This is a genomic window from Leucobacter chinensis (assembly GCF_019049105.1).
GTDB classification, from domain to species: Bacteria; Actinomycetota; Actinomycetes; order Actinomycetales; family Microbacteriaceae; genus Leucobacter_A; species Leucobacter_A chinensis.
Genome location: NZ_JAHQZR010000015.1, coordinates 50,807 through 69,292 on the forward strand (window position 1 = coordinate 50,807; position 18,486 = coordinate 69,292).

General features: G+C 60.8%; 15 protein-coding genes and 1 pseudogene. 15 read left to right on the forward strand and 1 reads right to left on the reverse strand.

Features of this window, described 5'->3' with window-relative positions; translation table 11 throughout:
* Positions 1 to 37: 37 nt before the first annotated feature.
* The 8 genes and pseudogenes from KTJ78_RS12255 to mmsB all read left to right on the forward strand — a co-directional run.
* Entirely contained in the window at positions 38 to 1,654 is a 1,617-nt protein-coding gene (locus KTJ78_RS12255; RefSeq protein WP_217136213.1) for an ABC transporter substrate-binding protein, read from the forward strand.
* 67 nt (positions 1,655 to 1,721) lie between these two features.
* Positions 1,722 to 2,690 (forward strand): ABC transporter permease, encoded by a 969-nt coding sequence (locus KTJ78_RS12260; RefSeq protein ID WP_254259676.1) that lies wholly within the window; start codon positions 1,722 to 1,724, stop codon positions 2,688 to 2,690.
* A complete protein-coding gene (locus KTJ78_RS12265) occupies positions 2,687 to 3,574 on the forward strand; it encodes an ABC transporter permease (RefSeq protein ID WP_217136215.1) in 888 nt (295 codons plus the stop codon). The genes KTJ78_RS12260 and KTJ78_RS12265 overlap by 4 nt, the downstream gene beginning before the upstream one ends.
* Before the next feature lie 2 nt (positions 3,575 to 3,576).
* Positions 3,577 to 5,229, forward strand: coding sequence for a dipeptide ABC transporter ATP-binding protein (locus KTJ78_RS12270; RefSeq protein ID WP_217136216.1), 1,653 nt, complete (start codon positions 3,577 to 3,579; stop codon positions 5,227 to 5,229).
* Between the two features lie 3 nt (positions 5,230 to 5,232).
* Positions 5,233 to 6,618, forward strand: a complete 1,386-nt coding sequence (locus tag KTJ78_RS12275; protein ID WP_217136217.1) for an MFS transporter — start codon at positions 5,233 to 5,235, stop codon at positions 6,616 to 6,618.
* A 105-nt stretch (positions 6,619 to 6,723) separates the two neighbouring features.
* Positions 6,724 to 8,241, forward strand: a complete 1,518-nt coding sequence (locus KTJ78_RS12280) for a CoA-acylating methylmalonate-semialdehyde dehydrogenase (protein WP_217136220.1) — start codon at positions 6,724 to 6,726, stop codon at positions 8,239 to 8,241.
* 12 nt (positions 8,242 to 8,253) lie between these two features.
* Entirely contained in the window at positions 8,254 to 9,423 is a 1,170-nt protein-coding gene (locus KTJ78_RS12285; RefSeq protein ID WP_217136222.1) for an acyl-CoA dehydrogenase family protein, read from the forward strand.
* A pseudogene (gene mmsB / locus KTJ78_RS12290) lies at positions 9,408 to 10,331 on the forward strand (3-hydroxyisobutyrate dehydrogenase); the annotation flags it as partial. The gene KTJ78_RS12285 and the pseudogene mmsB, both read left to right, overlap by 16 nt.
* Positions 10,332 to 10,350: 19 nt before the next feature.
* Here mmsB and KTJ78_RS12295 read toward each other — a convergent pair.
* Positions 10,351 to 10,896, reverse strand: coding sequence for a MarR family winged helix-turn-helix transcriptional regulator (locus tag KTJ78_RS12295; RefSeq protein ID WP_217136225.1), 546 nt, complete (start codon positions 10,894 to 10,896; stop codon positions 10,351 to 10,353).
* 146 nt (positions 10,897 to 11,042) lie between these two features.
* On the opposite strand from KTJ78_RS12295, the gene KTJ78_RS12300 reads away from it, so the two are divergent.
* From KTJ78_RS12300 to KTJ78_RS12330, 7 genes are all read left to right on the forward strand, one after another.
* Complete coding sequence (locus KTJ78_RS12300; RefSeq protein WP_217136227.1) at positions 11,043 to 11,819, forward strand: electron transfer flavoprotein subunit beta/FixA family protein; 777 nt, start codon at positions 11,043 to 11,045, stop codon at positions 11,817 to 11,819.
* An 11-nt stretch (positions 11,820 to 11,830) separates the two neighbouring features.
* Positions 11,831 to 12,799: an electron transfer flavoprotein subunit alpha/FixB family protein gene (locus tag KTJ78_RS12305; RefSeq protein ID WP_217136229.1), complete on the forward strand. Its 969-nt coding sequence runs from the start codon at positions 11,831 to 11,833 to the stop codon at positions 12,797 to 12,799.
* A gap of 2 nt (positions 12,800 to 12,801) precedes the next feature.
* The gene (locus KTJ78_RS12310) at positions 12,802 to 14,508 is read left to right on the forward strand and encodes a cytochrome b/b6 domain-containing protein (protein WP_217136231.1); all 1,707 of its coding nucleotides are present in this window, start codon (positions 12,802 to 12,804) and stop codon (positions 14,506 to 14,508) included.
* A gap of 60 nt (positions 14,509 to 14,568) precedes the next feature.
* Complete coding sequence (locus KTJ78_RS12315; RefSeq protein WP_217136233.1) at positions 14,569 to 16,050, forward strand: phytoene desaturase family protein; 1,482 nt, start codon at positions 14,569 to 14,571, stop codon at positions 16,048 to 16,050.
* Between the two features lie 57 nt (positions 16,051 to 16,107).
* A complete protein-coding gene (locus KTJ78_RS12320) occupies positions 16,108 to 16,509 on the forward strand; it encodes a Fur family transcriptional regulator (RefSeq protein ID WP_217136235.1) in 402 nt (133 codons plus the stop codon).
* A gap of 206 nt (positions 16,510 to 16,715) precedes the next feature.
* Positions 16,716 to 17,495 carry an amino acid ABC transporter ATP-binding protein gene (locus KTJ78_RS12325; protein WP_369808090.1) on the forward strand — a complete coding sequence of 260 codons (780 nt, stop codon included), beginning with the start codon at positions 16,716 to 16,718 and terminating at the stop codon, positions 17,493 to 17,495.
* A 65-nt stretch (positions 17,496 to 17,560) separates the two neighbouring features.
* On the forward strand, positions 17,561 to 18,427 hold the full coding sequence (locus tag KTJ78_RS12330; RefSeq protein WP_217136244.1) for a glutamate ABC transporter substrate-binding protein: 867 nt from the start codon (positions 17,561 to 17,563) through the stop codon (positions 18,425 to 18,427).
* Positions 18,428 to 18,486 lie beyond the last annotated feature (59 nt).

The window sequence follows — 18,486 nt, forward strand, 5'->3', positions numbered from 1 at the left end:
GAAAAATACCCCACCTTTACACTCGAAAGGAAACGCAATGAAGCGTTCACATTTCTGGAAAAAGGCCGGAGTCGCAATGCTCGCGGCCTCGGCGCTGGTGCTCACCGCGTGCTCGGCTGACCCTGGCGGCCAAGACGGCAACTCATCAGGAGGCGGTGACCTCGGTAACGGCATGGTGCGCATCGGTACGAGCACCGAGGTCGTGAACTGGACCCCGATCAGCTCAGTTTCGATCACCGACATCTGGGTGATGAGCCAGATGTACCCGATTCTCCTGCGGGCGACCTCTGACGGTCAGTACGTTCCGCACCTCGCTGATTCGGTCGAGCCTTCTGAAGACGGCTCGCAAGTCACTATGAAGTTGAATCCCGACTTCGCGTGGAGTGATGGCACACCGATCACCGTTGCTGACGTCGAGTTCACGCTGGACCGTATGCGCGACGACAAATTGCTCTCGGGCGTATCGTTCATTGGCAACTACGAATCAACCACGATTGAAGATGACCACACGGCGGTCATTCAGCTCAGGCAGCCTTCATACGGCTGGGGCATCGATATGGCCCAGAGTACCTCGGTGCTGCCAAAGCACGTGTTTGAAGACGTGCCAAACCTGCAAGAGTTCAGCATTGAGAACGAGCCCGAGCGCTGGGTTTCGGGTGGCGCCTACACGCTCGACAAGGTCGTTGCGGGGCAACGGTACACCTTTGTTCCGAACGAGCATTACCCGCTACGTGCCGAAGGAAATGACGCTGTTAAGGGCATCGAATTTCAGATTTACGGTGATATCAACACGATGCAGCTGGCACTGCGAAACAACGATATCGACCTGATGGCCCCGGTTGTACCCTCGTCTGCACTCGGTGAGCTTGAGAAACAGAAGAACATTGAGATCACGAAGGCTGACACGGCACTGAACTTCACCAAGCTCACGTTCAACGCCTCTGAGGGGCCGCTCAGCGTTCCCGAGGTGCGTGCTGCAATTTCGGGGCTGATCGACACTGACGCTATCGTGACCAACGTGCTGCAGGGGCAGGCCGAGACTGGCGTCGGGCCGGTTATTCCGGCCTTCACCGAGTACCAGCCAGATATTACGGCTCACAAGAGCACGGCCGATGAGGTCAAGAAGGTACTCGCTGACGCCGGCTACGAAAGCCCGACGTTGGTGCTCACCTGCGACCAGGGCAACGCTAACCACGCAAAGAGCGCGCAGCTCGTGCGAGACATGCTTGCCCCAGCCGATATTACGGTAGACATCAAGTGTGCCGAGCGTGCTACTTCGCTTGCGTCTGCGAAAGCGGGTGAGTTTGACCTTTATATTCACAAGCTCAATCAGCTCAACTCACCGAGCTCGAACCTCTTCATGCAGTTTGACCCGAGTAACCCTTCGGGCCTGAACTATAACTTCACCGAAGACCCGGTCGGGGCCGACCTGCTTGCGAAAGCGCAAACCGCGACGAACGAGCAGGACTATATCGACGCGGTCAAAGCTGCCGCGAAGCATATCCATGAGCAAGCGTTCATGCTGCCGTTGTACGTCGAGCACCTGAACAGTGCGTCGAATACGAGCCGCTTCACCGGCTACGTGCCGACTGCGGTCGAGACGTCAACCATGGTCGACGGTTACTCGCTCGCCCAGGTCACGCAAAACAAGTAGCAACGGCTTCTCTATGGGGCGTGGCGAGTGGTATTCGTCACGCCCCATATCGACCTGAGGAATTTCAATGTTTCGATACGTTCTCACCCGCATTGGGCGGGCTATTCTCGCCGTGCTCATCGCGGTCACTCTCACCTTCTTCTTGCTTCGGCTGCTTCCCGGTGGTCCTACTCAGCTCATGCTCGAGGGGGTGAACGACCCGGCACTCGAAGCGAAGATGCTTGAAGATTATGGGCTCGACAAGCCCCTTATCGTGCAGTACGTCTATTTCTTGTGGCAGCTTCTGCAGGGCAATCTCGGCACTTCGTTCTATTCGCAGTCAGATGTTACGGGTGTGCTCATGTCGCGCATTCCGTGGACGCTGTTGCTCGCCGGCTCAGCATTCGTGGTGACGGCACTCATCGGCATTCCGCTCGGTGTCTACGCTGCGGTTCGGGCTGGTGGCTGGCCAGACCAGGGGCTGCGTTTCTTCGGGCTCGCAGGCCAAGCAATGTTTGTGCCGAGCGTGGCGGTCTTACTGCTCGTGATCTTCTCGCTGAACCTTGGCTGGTTTCCGATCGGTGGTGCCGTCTCGTCAGACCTTGAGGGAACCTCGGGGGCCTTCGGCAGTGTCATGCGGCACTTAGCGCTTCCACTCGCCTCGCTTGCCTTCATTCAGATTGGTCCCTATGCGCTCACAGTGCGTACGAATATGGCTCAAATTCTCGGATCTGACTATATTCGGAGCGCCCGCAGTCGTGGCGTTCCGCGCCAGACGATTATCTGGAAACATGGTTTGCGCAATGCGATCATTCCAGCCGTAACACTCATGGGCCTGCAACTTGGCACGCTTATTGGCGGCGCGGTGCTCACTGAAACCGTGTTTGCATACCCGGGCGTCGGCTCGCTCATTTACCAGTCTGTCCTGCGACAAGACTTTCCCGTCTTGCAGGGAGCTTTCATTATTCTCGCGATCACGGTGGTTGTCGCGAACCTTATTACAGACCTCATTTGCATCGGGCTTGACCCGAAGATTCGAACGGGGGTGCGGGCATGACCGCCTCAGCAACCGGACTCTTTCAGGCTCCTCTGAGCCCGAAACGCTTGACGCCTCGCCAGCGTACGTGGAAACGTTTTTTCTCAGCCCCAGTGGGGTGGATCACGATGGGTATCGTGGTGGCCTTTGCCCTGCTCGGCATTTTTGGCCCAATGGTTGTGCCGTATCCAACCGGTTACGGTCCTGACGTTTTGCAACCGCCATCGGCCGCGCACTGGTTTGGCACTGATGGTCTCGGGCTCGACGTCTTCGCTCAGGTGGTGTGGGGCACCAGGATGAGTCTTTTGGTTGCCTTGTGCGCCGGGCTCATCGCGGTGACCATCGGCGCTGCGCTCGGTGTGCTCGCCGCATACTTTAAGCGGCTTGACCCGATCATCACAACGATTACCGATGTGATGCTCTCACTTCCCGTGCTGCCCCTCATGATCGTGGTTACCGCACTCGTGGGGCCGAGCATCGTGACGCTTACTCTCGTGATTGGGTTTTTCTCATGGCCTGAGATTACTCGTCTGATTCGTTCGAACGCGCTCACGGTCGTTGAACTGCCTTTCGTTGACGGTGCGAGGGCGCTGGGCACCTCATCGGGGCGCATCATGTGGAAAGAGGTGCTCCCCATGGTGAGCCCGTTGCTCATCGTCAACGCGCTGCTCACCGGTGCCCGCGCGGTGATCTCTGAGGCAGGCCTCAGCTTCTTGGGTCTTGGCGACCCGAACACCTGGTCATGGGGCCGCATCTTGCAGAGCGCGCAGCGCGACGGGGTGCTCGTCTCGGCCTGGTGGCAAACCATGTTTCCGTCGCTCATGATTCTTATGCTCGTGCTGTCGGCAACCATTATTGGCATGCGCTACAACGATTCGCGTGCCGTGAAGATCTCGGGGGTGTAGCGATGACTACGAACGAACACGCAGATATGATTCTCTCGGTGAAAGACCTCGCGGTTGATTTTGAGACCGAGATGGGCACCGTCAATGCGATTGAGCACGTTTCCTTTGATCTACGCCGAGGCGAGACTCTCGCGATTGTTGGTGAGTCTGGTTCTGGCAAGACTACCGCGATGAACGCGGTGCTTGGCTTGCTCGCGGGTAACGGCAAAGTCGTTAACGGTGAAATCATGTTCCAGGGCCGAGACCTCGCAAAGATGAGCGAGAAAGAATTTCAAAAGATTCGCGGATCACGCATCGGTCTCGTGCCCCAAGATCCCATGTCAAACCTGAACCCGGTCCTGACCGTGGGCAATCAGATCACTGAAACGTTGCTGATCCACAAAAAGGCAACGAAGGCCAACGCAAAGGCTCGGGCGATCGACGCTCTCGAAAAAGCGGGACTCTCAGACGCTTCGGCCCGTCTCGGGCAGTATCCGCACGAGTTTTCTGGAGGGATGCGTCAGCGCGTCCTGATCGGCATTGGACTCTCGTGTGAGCCTGAGCTACTCATTGCCGATGAACCAACCTCGGCCCTCGACGTGACCGTGCAACGTCAGATTCTCGATAATCTTGAGCGGCTTACTACTGAGCTCGGCACGTCGATGATTCTTATCACGCACGATCTTGGTCTTGCGGCAGAACGGTGCGAGAAAGTGATCGTCATGTATCGTGGCGAGGTCGTAGAACAGGGGCAGGCCCGGGAGATTTTGCAGAACCCGCAGCATGAATATACCCAGCGTCTCGTGATGTCGGCTCCATCGCTCGCAACGGCGAGGCTCGCTGGCAGAGCTGAACCAGCTCAGAGCCAGTCGATGACGCACACGACGCCGCCCATTCTTTCGGTGCGTGAACTGCGTAAAAGCTACACCGTTCGAGACTCGTCAACACGCAAACGAAGCAAGTTTATGGCGGTCAACGACGTCAGCTTCGACCTTGCGCCGGCTGAGACGCTCGCCATCGTCGGTGAGTCTGGCTCGGGCAAATCGACGACGGCCCGCATGGTGCTCCGTCTCGAAACCCCCGATAGCGGATCGATCGATTTTGCCGGGACAAACGTTGCGTCGTTGAGCGGAGCCGAGCTGAAAAAAGCAAGGCGTCGAATGCAGCCAATTTTCCAAGATCCCTACTCGTCAATTAACCCCATGGCCTCGATCGAGCAGGTACTCATGGAACCCTTGCTTGTGCATCGCATTGGCACCGCGCAAGAGCGTAAAACACGGGCGCGCGAGTTGCTCGACCTCGTCTCGCTGCCCGAAAGCTACCTTGACCGTTACTCATCTGAACTCTCGGGCGGGCAGCGGCAACGCATCGCCATTGCTCGATCACTCGCGCTTAATCCAGAAGTGGTGATCTGTGACGAACCGGTGTCGGCGCTTGACGTGCTTGTGCAGGCACAGATTCTCGAGTTGCTCACTGAGTTGCAGCGTGAGCTTGGTTTGAGCTACCTCTTCATCTCTCACGACCTTGCTGTGGTGAGGCTTATCGCGAGTGAGGTGCTTGTCATGCGTCGTGGTGAAGTTGTCGAGCGGGGCGAGGCCGAACAGCTTTTCTTGCACCCGCAACACGAATATACAAAGCAGTTGCTTGGTTCTATCCCCGGCAAAGACTTGCTCTAGGCGATGGGGCAGAAGCCAACACGGGGCATCTACGGGGTGCTCATCACCGCGACGCTGTTCTTTTCGCTGTTGCAGTCGATTGTCACCCCGTTGATGCCCTTTCTCCGTGATCGCTTTGGTATCGGGCAGGAACAGGTGACGTGGCTCATCACCGGGTATCTTGTGGTCGCTGCGGTTGCGACGCCACTCATCGGTCAACTTGGCGACCGTTTCGGCCGCGGCGTGATGCTACGCATCACCATGGTTGCCTTTTGCTCGGGTGCTGTTGTTGCGGCAATGACCGACAGCTTCGGATGGCTTGTCGCCGCTCGAATGTTGCAGGGGCTTGGAGGGGGAATTTTCCCGCTCGCATACGGCATTATTCGCGAGCGATTTGCGCCTCTCAAGGTTGCAGGCGCGATTGGTGGTCTCTCATCGGTCATGGCTGTGGGCAGTGGTATCGGGGTGCTCGTTGTGGGCCCGGTTACCGAGTTGTTTGGGTACCACTCACTGTTCTGGATCATCTCTTCGGTCGGCGCGCTTGTAACCCTCGCCGTCTTCGTGGTCATTCCCGTGGGTGACTCCGGTCGCAAGCAGCCAACCGACTGGATCGGTATCGTGCTGCTGACCGTGTGGATCGTGCAGTTGCTGTACGCAAGCACCATCGGTAACGAGGCTGGCTGGCTGAGCGTGCCGGTGCTCAGCCTTACCGCAGGTTTTCTTGTCTCGTTCCTCCTCTGGTTTATGTGGGAGAACCGGTGTCACTACCCGCTCATTAACCTTCGTACGATGCGACACCGAACCGTCATGATTGGCAACGTGGTCGCGTTTCTTTTCGGTATCGTCATGTTTGCGTCGAACACGTTTCTCGTTGCTTTTTTGCAGGCCCCTGCCTCAACGGGGTACGGCCTGGGCGCATCAGTGACGGTCACCGGCCTCGTGCTCTTGCCCGAAACACTCGTGTTTCTCGTGACGGGAAGTATTGCTGGCTATGTGGCTCATCGCTTTGGCTCACGCTCAGGGGTGTTGGGTGGCGCGATTCTTTCGACGCTGGGCTTCGGAGGTCTCGCGTTCTGGAACAACTCATTCACCGCGATCATCGTGCTCTCGGTCGTGGGTGGTCTCGGGGTCGGGCTCTTTTTCGCGCAGATCACCAACCTCATCATGCCGGCGATTCCGGCGAGTGAGACCGGCGCCGTAACCGGCATGAATAACATGATTCGCAATATTGGTGGTGCGCTTGGGGGCCAGGTGTGCGCCGTCTTGGTGGGCATGCCGCTCGCTCAATCGGGCGCCTTTCAGGGTGGGTTCCAGCTGGTCTTTGGCTTTTTGGGGTTCGCTTCGGTGCTGGCGCTCGCCGCCTGTCTGTTGCTGCCTCGCGAGGGGGTGGGGGCCCGGGTCAGAGCGTGAAGGAGCGTCTTCGCGGCGATACCTGTCATTATTGGCCTGCAACCGATATAGTTGGAACCCCAACTACTTTCGAGTTGTTGTCGACGATGACATAAAAGGAGTACCGTGACTGATCTACCCGAACTCACTCACTTTATTCAGGGCGCGCATGTGTTTGGCTCATCAGGCCGATTCAGTGACGTATGGAACCCGAGCACCGGTGCGGTGCAGGCACGTGTGCCCCTCGCGAGTAAGCAGGAGGTTGAGCGCGCAATCGCGACGGCCGAGGCCGCGCAGCCCGGGTGGGCAGCGACGAACCCGCAGAAGCGTGCCCGGGTGTTCATGAAGTTCTTGCAACTGCTGAACGCCGAGAGCCCCGAGCTCGCTCGAACCCTCTCACGTGAGCACGGCAAGACGGTCGCTGACTCGATGGGTGATATTCAGCGTGGCGCTGAGGTGATCGAGTTTTCGATCGGCGCACCGCATCTGTTGAAGGGCGAGTACAGCTCGGCCGCGGGCACCGGTATCGATGTGTTCTCGATGCGGCAGCCGCTCGGCGTTGTTGCCGGTATTACTCCCTTTAACTTTCCCGCGATGATTCCCCTGTGGAAGTGCGGGCCAGCCATTGCTTCGGGCAATGCCTTTATCTTGAAGCCATCAGAGCGTGACCCCTCGGTTCCACTGCGTCTGGCGGAGCTTTGGAAAGAGGCGGGTCTGCCAGACGGCATCTTCACTGTCATCAATGGCGATAAAGAAGCCGTTGATATTTTGCTCGACGACGAGCGCGTGCAGGCGATCGGCTTTGTTGGCTCGACCCCCATCGCGCAGTACATTTACGAGCGGGCGGCGGCAAACGGCAAGCGTGCGCAGTGCTTTGGCGGAGCGAAGAACCACCTCATCATCATGCCCGATGCCGATCTCGACGACGCCGTCGATGCGCTGCTCGGTGCTGGCTACGGGTCGGCCGGTGAGCGCTGCATGGCGATTTCAGTTGCCGTTCCGGTCGGCGAAGAGACCGCGAACGCGCTCGTCGCGAAGCTGACCGAGCGCGTTGCAGAGCTCAAGGTGGGTCACTCGTTCGATGAGGAGGCCGACTATGGCCCGCTCGTCACGAGCCAGGCGAAAGAACGCGTCGAGGGCTACATTCAGCAGGGCATCGACGAGGGCGCGAGCCTCGTGGTCGACGGGCGTGGATTTACGCTCGAGGGCTACGAGAATGGCTTCTACCTTGGGCCCACGCTGTTTGACAGGGTCACTCGCGATATGGCGATTTACCGCGAAGAGATCTTCGGCCCCGTGCTCGCTGTTGTGCGTGCCGGCGACTACGAAGAGGCGCTCGCGCTCGCGACCGATCACGAGTACGGCAACGGCGTGGCGATTTTTACCCGCGACGGTGATACGGCACGCGACTTCAGCGCTCGAGTCAACGTGGGCATGGTTGGCGTGAACGTGCCGATTCCGGTGCCGATCGCCTACTACACCTTCGGCGGATGGAAGAAGTCTGGCTTTGGCGATTTGAACCAGCACGGTACCGACGGTTTCCGTTTCTACACGAAGACGAAGACGGTCACGAGCCGCTGGCCATCGGGTGCCAAAGAGCAAGCCTCGGGTGGCGCAAGTTTCGTCATGCCGACAATGGATTAAGGGGGCTCAGCCATGCACTGGACGCAAACCCCAGGCGACAATGAAGAGCGCAACGCGATCATCGACGCGGTGCGTGACTTCACGCAGGCAGAGCTCGTGCCTTACGCGAGTGAGCGAGACGCCGAAAAGATCTTTCCCGTTGAAACCCTGAGGCAGGCGGGCGAGCTTGGCCTCGGCGGCCTCTACGTTTCTGATGACTACGGCATTGGGCTCACTCGCAGTGACGCAATCGCAATCTTTGAGGAGCTCGCGAAGGGCGACATCGCGGTCGCCGCCTACATCTCCATTCACAATATGGTGGCGTGGATGATCGATACGTTCGGCAACGCCGAGCAACGAGAGCAGTGGCTGCCAGGCATCGTCGCGATGAACGATCTCTGCAGTTACTGCCTGACGGAGCCTGGCGCGGGCTCTGACGCGGCTGCGTTGGCGACGTCGGCGGTTCGAGACGGCGACCACTACGTGTTGAACGGCACGAAGCAGTTCATCTCGGGGGCCGGGGCGACGCAGGTGTACCTCGTCATGGCCCGTACCGGAGGCCCCGGGCCAAAGGGAGTGAGTGCGTTTATCGTTCCAGCAGAGAGTGAGGGCCTCTCGTTCGGCCCGAACGAGCGCAAGATGGGGTGGAACGCACAGCCGACCAGACAGGTCATCTTCGATGACGTTCGGGTTCCCGTGGCGAACCTTCTGGGGCAAGAGGGCGAGGGCTTTACCTTCGCGATGCGCGGCCTCAACGGTGGCCGCATCAACATTGCGGCCTGCTCACTCGGCGGTGCACAGTGGGCGGCCGACCGTGCGCTGACCTACGTGCAGGAGCGCGAGGCCTTCGGCGCCCCGCTCTCAGAACTGCAGTCGGTGGTGTTTGTGCTCGCCGATATGGAGACGAAGCTGCAGGCTTCGCGCGCGATGCTGCAGCGGGCGGCGGCCTACATGGATCATGATCATCCAGAGGTTGCGGTGGCCTGTGCCATGGCGAAGCGCTTCGCGACTGATGCCTGCTTCGAGGTGGCAAACAGCGCACTGCAGCTGCACGGCGGCTACGGCTACCTGCAGGAGTACGGCATAGAGCGCGTCGTGCGCGACCTCAGGGTGCACCAGATTCTCGAGGGTACGAACGAAATCATGAACACCATCGTTGGCAAGAGCATGCTGGCGGGCAAAAGAAAGGAGCAACGCGCATGACCACGATCGCTTTTGTAGGGCTGGGGCACATGGGCGCACCCATGGCCGCGAACCTTGCCGGTGCAGGGCACCGCGTGCTCGGCTTCGACCTCGTTGCTGAGCTGCGCGACGCCGCTCGTGACCGTGGAGTCGAAATTGCTGACTCGGCAGAGCAGGCAACCCGCGAAGCCGATATCGTGATCACGATGCTGCCGGCAGGCAAGCATGTGCTCGCGGTCTACGGCAGCGCAGAGGCCCCGGGGCTCCTTGCCGAGGCAAAGCCGGGCACGCTCTTTCTTGACTGCTCGACCATCTCGGTCGAAGAGTCGCGTCAGGCCGCCGATGCGGTGCGTGAAGCTGGCCATCGTGCCCTTGATGCGCCGGTTTCGGGCGGTGTCGTTGGGGCTGAGCAGGCAACGCTCGCCTTCATGGTGGGCGGCGAGCAGCGCGACTTTAGCGAGGCGCTGCCCCTCCTGGAGGTCATGGGCAAACGCATTGTGCATTGCGGATCGTCGGGGCTCGGCCAGGCCGCGAAGGTGTGCAACAACATGATTCTCGGCATCTCGCAGATCGCCGTCGCCGAGGCTTTCGTGCTCGGCGAGCAGCTGGGTTTGAGCCACGAGGCACTGTTTGACGTGGCGGCGAATGCCTCGGGCCAGTGCTGGGCGCTCACGACGAACTGCCCGGTACCAGGGCCTGTCCCGACCTCGCCGGCGAATCGTGACTACCAGCCTGGTTTTAGCGGCGCGCTCATGGCCAAAGATCTGGGTCTTGCACGCCACGCGATTGAGACGACGGGTATGCAGGCGGCTCTCGGGCTGCACGCAGAGCGCATCTATGCGGCGTATGCCGAGGGTGATGGCGCAACGACCGACTTCTCAGGCATCATTCACGCTATTCGTGAGGGTGCCGAAGAACCGGGAGCATAGCTCTTGGCGGCGCCTGGGCCTAGAACTCTTCGAGTGACTCAGGCTTCGGCGTCGGGTCTTCGAAGTCGCCAGCGCGCTTGCGGTAACGGGCGAGAATGCCGATGAGCGCGTTGGTGTCTTCCTCTGGCATATCGAAGGGCTCAAACGATTCACGGTTGAGCGCTGCGGTGGCCCTGTCGCAAATGTCGCTGCCAGCGGGGGTTATGACGAGCATCGTCGCCCTGCCGTCAGTGGGGTGCGACTCGCGTTTCATGTAGCCATCAAGCACGAGACGGTCGACGATGCTCGTCACGCTCGCGGGGTGTACCTGCAGCCTCGAGACAACGCTCGACATCGGCATGCGGCCCTCGCGGGAAAAGGCGAGCAGGCGAAGCAGCTCGTACCGTGCAAAGGAAAGACTGAGGGGCTTCAGTACCTGCTCGACGTCAGAGAGCATGAGCTGGTGCACCCTCATGATCGAGGTATATGCGGCCATGCCGGGTGAAGCTTCTTCCCAGCCGTGGTTCGTCCACTGACGTTTCGCCTCAGCAATGGGGTCGATGCGCATCGGCCGGTTTCGCTTCATCAGCCGCTCCTCGGTTCGTTTTCGTTCTCAATAACCATAGCGAGCATATATTCCATTATTTGTACGTGACTGTGCAACGGGTCTATTTGTATACCTCCATATGAGACGAGCTAAGATAATTGTGGGAAAGACTGAATGGAGAAACGATGAAGTTGATCGTCTTGGTCAAAGAGGTGCCAGACACCTACGGTGACCGTAAGCTCAACCTAGAAACCGGTCTAGCAGATCGTGCGGCGAGTGACGCCGTGCTCGATGAAATTACCGAGCGTGCCATGGAGGCCGCCCTCACGTACGCAGAGGCGAACGAGGGCACCGAGGTCGTGGCTCTCGCCCTCGCACCAGACGGATCAGTCGCGACCGTGCGCAAGGCTCTTGCGATGGGCGCCGGCAGCGCGATCCACATCGCCGATGAGGCGCTCCTGGGCGCAGACGTGACGTTGACGGCAGAGGCGCTCTCGGCAGCGATCCGCCGTGCAGGGTTTGACCTCGTCATCGCGGGCAACGTCTCGACCGACGGCGCGAGTGGCATGGTGCCAGCGGCAGTCGCCGAGAATCTTGGCGCGGCTTATCTCTCGGGCCTCTCATCGCTCGAAATTGCCGATGGCAAGGTCAGCGGATCGCGCCCGGTTGACGGCGGAGTGCAGCGCGTGAGCGCCTCGCTTCCCGCGGTGGTGTCGATTACCGAGACGCTTCCCGACCCCCGCTTCCCGAACTTCAAGGGCATCATGGCGGCGAAGAAGAAGCCGCTTGAAACCCTCACACTGGCCGATCTCGAGGTCGCAGCAGACAACCCAGAGGTTGCCCGCTCGATCATGCTCACGGTCGCTGAAAAGCCGCCTCGCGAGGCCGGCATCAAGATTACCGACGAGGGCGACGCGGGCGAGAAGCTCGCCGAGTTCCTGGCCGAGAACCGACTGGTATAGGGAGCGTTACAATGGCTGATTTTGCTCAGGACTCAATTCTCGTTCTCGCTGAGACGACCCCCTCGGGTGCGCTCGCCAAGAGTGCGGCAGAACTCATCGGTGCCGCCTCACAGGTAGGCACCCCGGTTGCGCTTATCGTCGGTGACGCGGCTCACGCTGCGGCGCTCGCCGAGCTCGGTGCTGTACAGGTGCTCGTAGCCGAGGCCCCGGAGGGTGCCCTCGGGGTTCCGCTCGTTGACGCACTTGCTCAGGCTGCCGATCTCGTGCAGCCCGACGCGATCGTGATTTCGCAGTCGGTCGACGGTCGTGACGCGGCTGCTCGCCTCGCGGTGCGCACGAAGCGCGCGATCTCGGTCGATGCGATCGGCATTGCCCGCGATGACCTCGGCGTTGTCGCCTCGCACTCGGTATACGGCGGTGCCTATAACACCACCTCGACGGCGACGTTTGGCGCACCGGTTGTGACGCTCCGTCAGGGTTCGGTCGATGCTCGCGCAGCAGCACAGACGCTCGTGCAAGAGACGCTCACGGTCAATGCTTCGGGCAAGCCTGCCGGGACGATCGAGTCGTTCGAAGAGGAGACCGCGGTGTCGTCTCGCCCAGAGCTGCTCGGGGCGGCAACGGTCGTTTCGGGCGGCCGCGGCCTCGGCTCGCAGGAACAGTTCTCGCTCGTTGAACAGCTCGCCGATCAGCTCGGTGCCGCCGTGGGCGCATCACGCGCCGCGGTCGACGCTGGCTGGGTGCCCCATACCTATCAGGTGGGGCAGACCGGTGTTTCGGTTTCGCCACAGCTGTACATCGCCCTCGGCATCTCGGGCGCCATTCAGCACCGCGCTGGCATGCAGACCGCGAAAACCATCGTTGCGATTAACAAAGACGCTGACGCACCCATCTTCGAGGTGGCAGACTTTGGCGTTGTTGGTGATCTCTTCGAGGTGGTGCCGCAGCTCATCGCCGCGCTTGAAGCACGAAAGAAGTAGCCATGGCAACGTACACGGGCCAGGTGCGGCAAGGACTGCCGCGCACCCCTGGCGCAGAACCGTGGCCCGCGGGCGGAGTGTTGGCCACGACCGAGGCGACCGTTCAGGCCACCCCGGCACCGGTCGCTGACGCTCCCGTCGCGGCGCCCGCCCCGGCGCAAGCGGTGCAAGAAACGAACGCTCAGGCGCCCGTAGCGCAGCAGGCTCCCGAGCAGGAAGCCCCGGCCCAGTCGGTAGCCCCGGCCCCGCAGGCAGGCTCGGCTCAGGTATTGCGACAGGGCTTGCCCCGCGTCGCTGGTGGCGAACCTTGGCCGGCTGGTGGCACGCCCCCCGGCGCCGCTCCGGCGGCTGCCCCCACAGCGGCTCCTGTCGCAGCAGCACCAGCCGCAGAAGCGCCGGTAGCGACAGCGGCGGCCGAGGCGGCTCCCGCAGCAGCTACGCCGACCGCGGCTCCCGCTGCCGCTGCGACCGCTGCCCCCGCTGAGCTCAGGGAGGTCGCACTGCGTCGCGGCTTACCGCGAGTGGCAGGTGGCGAGCCGTGGCCGCCCGAGGGCGTCGCGCTGCAGGCGGTTCCGGTTGCTCCGGCGGCCCCAGCGGCAGCACCCGCCGCGCAGGCCCCGGCAGCGCAGCCCGCAGCCCCGGTCGCAGCACCAGCACCAGCCCCAGCGGCACAGGCTGAGCCCACTGTCCAGCCAGCGGCACAGGCGCAGCCCGCCGCCGCACAGGCCCAACCGGTGGCTCAGGCTCAGAAACCAGCCACGCAGCCGGCGGCCAAGGCGGCACCGGCCAAGCCAAAGCGCGAACCGGTCATGATCCGCGGCAAACAACTTGCCTGGTGGGTCAAGGTTGTCGTGCTCGGCGGTCTTGGCGCGATCGTCGCCGCTGCGATTCTCGTGCTCGCGGCGAGGGGCGTGACAACGCTTCCAGGGGTTCCCGAGTGGCTCGAGCGCTACCCGGGTGAGTACGAACTGCCCGAATCGAGCGAGCCTGGCTTCCCGGCATGGGCACGCTGGGGGCACTTCTTCAACATCTTCCTGATGGTGCTCATCATTCGCTCTGGTCTGCTCGTGCGCACGCAGCAGCAGCCGCCAGCCTTCTGGACGCCCAAGAAGGGCGGCAAGAAGATCAGCATCAACCTGTGGCTGCACACCTCGCTCGACATTCTGTGGATCGTGAACGGGCTCATCTTCGTGGTGCTGCTCTTCGCTTCGGGCCACTGGGTGCGCATCGTGCCGACGAGCTGGGAAGTGTTCCCGAACGCTGCCTCTTCGTTGCTGCAGTACATGACGCTCGACTGGCCCGTCGAAAACGGCTGGGTCAACTACAACAGTCTGCAGCAGATCATGTACTTCCTCGTCGTGTTCGTTGCGTCGCCCATCGCCATCATTACCGGTGTGCGCATGAGCGAGTGGTGGCCGAAGGACGCCGAGAAGCTCAACAAGATGTTCCCGGCGCCGCTTGCTCGCGCCGTGCACTTCCCGACGATGCTCTTCTTTGTGCTCTTCATTCTCATTCACGTCTTTCTCGTCTTCGCGACGGGGGCGCTGCGCAACCTGAACCACATGTTTGCCGGCACCGACGTGGTTAACTGGACGGGCTTCTGGCTGTTTGCGCTTTCAATCGCGATTACGGTCGCGGGATGGTTCGCCTGCAAGCCGCTCGTGCTGGCCCCGATTGCCGGCGCGTTTGGCAAGGTCAGTAACCGCTAAACGGGTTGCACTGTACGGCCGCTCCCTCGTCGTGAGCGGAGCGGCTGTACACTCAAACACATGACGACTAGCCGACGACCACCCTCTGCCCGCGCCGCCGTTGTCGGTTCTGGGCCGAACGGACTTGCCGCGGCCGTCACTCTCGCGAGGGCTGGGCTCGACGTGACCGTGTACGAAGCCGCCGAGACGATCGGTGGCGGTACGAGAACGATGGAGGTCGTGCAGCCGGGGGTGCTGCATGACGTCTGCTCTGCGATTCACCCGATGGCGCTCGCCACGGGGTTCTTTCGTGAGTTCGAGCTCACGAAGCGCATGGGCTTTGCCGTTCCCGATGCCTCGTACGCGAACCCGCTTGATGGTGCAGCTGGTGACCGTGCCGCGATCGCCTACCGCGACCTGAATCGCACGGCAGCCGAACTCGGGCGCGACGGCGATGCTTACCGTAGGCTCTACGAGCCACTGTTGAAGCGGATCGACGGCGTGGTCGACTTTGCACTTGGTGGATCGATGCTGCGCCTGCCCACAAACCTTCTCGCGACGGTCGCGACTGGTCTGCGCACAGCGGAGCAGGGAACACCGTTGTGGAACCTCAGGTTTCGCGAAGAGGCCGCTCCCGCGCTCATCTCTGGCGTCGCGGCCCACAGCATCGGCACAATGCCAAACCTCGCAACCGCCGCGGTTGGTGTCGTGCTCGGCACGCTCGGCCACGCGAGCGGCTGGCCGGTTCCCATTGGCGGATCGCAGCGCATCGCCGACGTGCTCGCCGCCGATCTGCTGGCTCACGGCGGGCGCATCGAAACGAGCGTCGCGATTGACGATATCGGGCAGCTTGACGGTTTTGAGACGGTTCTCTTCGACACCTCAGCCCGCGGCTTTGCGCGGATCGCAGCGAGGAAATTGCCTGAGCGATACCGGAGGTCGCTTGAGCGCTTTTCGTACGGCGATGGGGCGACGAAGGTTGACTTCGTGCTCGACGGCCCGATTCCCTGGAGCGATGAGCGGGTGCACGAGGCGCCGACCGTGCACCTCGGCGGTACTCGAGCGCAGGGGGCCCATGCCGAGGCGCAGGTAGCGAAGGGGCGTCACCCCGGGCAACCGTACGTGTTGCTCGCGCAGCCTACGGCCTTCGACCCCGAACGTAACCCTGCTGGGGTGCACGCGGTGTGGAGCTACACGCACGTTCCCGCGGGCTCGAACGAAGACATGCGTGAGCGAGTGATCAGGCAGATCGAGCGCTTCGCCCCGGGATTCAGGGATCGAATCGTCGCTGTGAAGCAGACAACGGCCGATGAACTCAGCCGGTATAACCGTAATTACCACGGTGGTGACTTCAGTGCGGGTGCGGTCTCGCTGCCGCAACTTATTGCTAGGCCGACGCTTCAGGCGAAGCCGTGGCGCTCGCCCGTCGAAGGCCTGTATCTTGCCTCGTCTTCCACTCCGCCAGGCCCAGGAGTGCACGGGCTCTCTGGCTGGTATGCGGCGAAAGAGGCGCTTCGCGCACAGTATGGACTGCATGCGCCAGATCTTCGTTTCAAAGCCTAGTGTGAGGCGTGGTCGGGTAGCATTGTGGTACGCCAAAGGCCAAACCTTGGGGGTATTATGACCACTCAGCCACAGACTCCGAGACGCAAAACCTGGCAGCAAGCAGCTGTTCGCGACGCACTTGAACACGTCGAGGGGTTCGTCTCAGCGCAACAGCTGCACGCTGATTTGCGTGACCAGGGGTCGGCTATCGGTCTTGCGACGGTGTACCGCGCACTCTCGTCTCTTGTCGAATCGAGTGAAGCCGACACCATTCTTTCGCCCTCGGGCGAGACACTCTTCTTTGCCTGTGAGGTGAAGGGACACCACCACCACCTGATTTGCCGTAACTGCGGCCGTACCGAAGAGATCAACGCCCAAATTGTTGAAGACTGGTCACAGCGAGTGGCGCGTGAACACGGTTTTACCGAGCCGAGCCACGAGATCGATATCTTCGGGCTCTGCCAAGACTGCCAATAGCCGACACTTGGTGCTTATATCTGGCATTCGGCATGTGGAATACCAGGCCTGAGGTTGGTAACAATTGGGGCACGATGGTTGCCGCCATTTGTTGGTTATAGCGGCCCAAAACTCACTATGTGAGAGGGAAAGGTCGGGTGTATCCCGTAACCGTTATGCGGGTGTCATGGTTTGCAAGCACTCGCTATCGCGCGCACTATGAGGTTATGACTAACGGCAACACAACGGCTGTGCGCGTAGTTTCAGAGCACGAGCCCCTGGTAATCATCAAGGACGTCAATAAACACTATGGCGACCTTCACGTCCTCAATAACATCAATACCACGGTGGGGCGTGGCGAGGTCGTTGTTGTGCTCGGCCCATCAGGCTCGGGTAAATCAACGCTGTGCCGAGCCATTAACCGTCTTGAGACGATCGACGATGGCGAGATCACGATTGACGGTATCCCGCTGCCTGCTGAAGGCAAGGAGCTCGCAAAGCTTCGTGCAGACGTTGGCATGGTCTTTCAGTCGTTCAACTTGTTTGCCCACAAGACGATTCTCGAAAACGTCACCCTTGGGCCGATCAAGGTGCGCGGCATGAAGAAGAAGGAAGCTGAAGAGCTGGCGATGCAGTTGCTCGAGCGCGTGGGCATCGCCAACCAGGCTGGCAAGCTCCCATCGCAGCTCTCGGGCGGGCAGCAGCAGCGCGCTGCGATTGCGCGTTCACTCGCGATGAACCCGAAGCTCATTCTTCTCGATGAACCTACGTCAGCGCTCGACCCCGAGATGATTAACGAGGTGCTCGACACGATGATCTCACTCGCCAACGAAGGTATGACGATGGTCGCCGTGACGCACGAGATGGGTTTCGCGCGCCGTGCAGCCGACCGCATTATTTTTATGGCCGATGGCCAGATCGTTGAAGAGGCGAAGCCAGAAGACTTCTTCACGAACCCACAAACCTCACGTGCCAAGGATTTTCTCTCGAAGATTCTGGGCCACTAGGGCTTACGAGGCCAAACGTGATTGCGCACCAGTAACCCGGTGCGTTTTGAGAAAGGAACGATGGTATGAAGATCATGAAAAAGGCAGCGGTGCTCGTCGCCGCGGGAGCACTGTTGCTCACGGGTTGTTCAGCTGACAAGGGCGACAACGAGGAAGCGGGCCCGAAGCCCGAGGCCGTTGAGTTCGAAGCTGGTACAACGATGGCCAAGCTGCAAGATGCTGGCAAGATTACCGTTGGCACCAAGTTTGATCAGCCCCTCTTCGGGCTGAAGGGCCTTGACAGCCCCGAAGGCTTCGACATTGAGATTGCCAAGATTGTTGCGGCTGAACTCGGTCTCGACCCCGAGAAAGACATCGAGTGGGTTGAAACCGTCTCGGCAAACCGCGAGCCGTTCATTGAAAACGGCAAGGTTGACATTGTGGTCGCGACCTACACGATTAACGACACTCGTAAAGAGGTCATCTCGTTCGCGGGACCGTACTACATCGCGGGTCAGGACCTGCTCGTGCTCGCTGGCACCGACGACGTTAAGGGCATCGATGATGTGCTCGACAAGACGGTTTGCTCGGTAACGGGCTCGACCTCGCTTGAAAACCTCAAGACCGAGGGTGTGAAAGACACGATGGCGACCGAGACTTACTCGAACTGCCTCGAGCCGCTTCGCGCAGGCAAGGCCGCTGCGGTTTCGACCGACAACGTGATTCTCGCTGGTCTCGCCGACCAGAACCCCGGTGAGTTCGAGGTTGTTGAGAACCCCTTCACTGAAGAGCCGTACGGTATCGGGCTGAAGAAGGATGACGAAGAGTTCCGCAACTTCATCAATGACACGCTTGAGAAGGCCTACGACGACGGCCGTTGGGCCAAGGCTTGGGAAAACACCGCGGGTGTCGTGCTGAGCACGCCAACCCCGCCAGCGGTTGAGCGCTACTAGACGGTCAACAACGTACGGGGCGGAGGCTTAGGCCTCCGCCCCGATGCACGGAAGGAAAA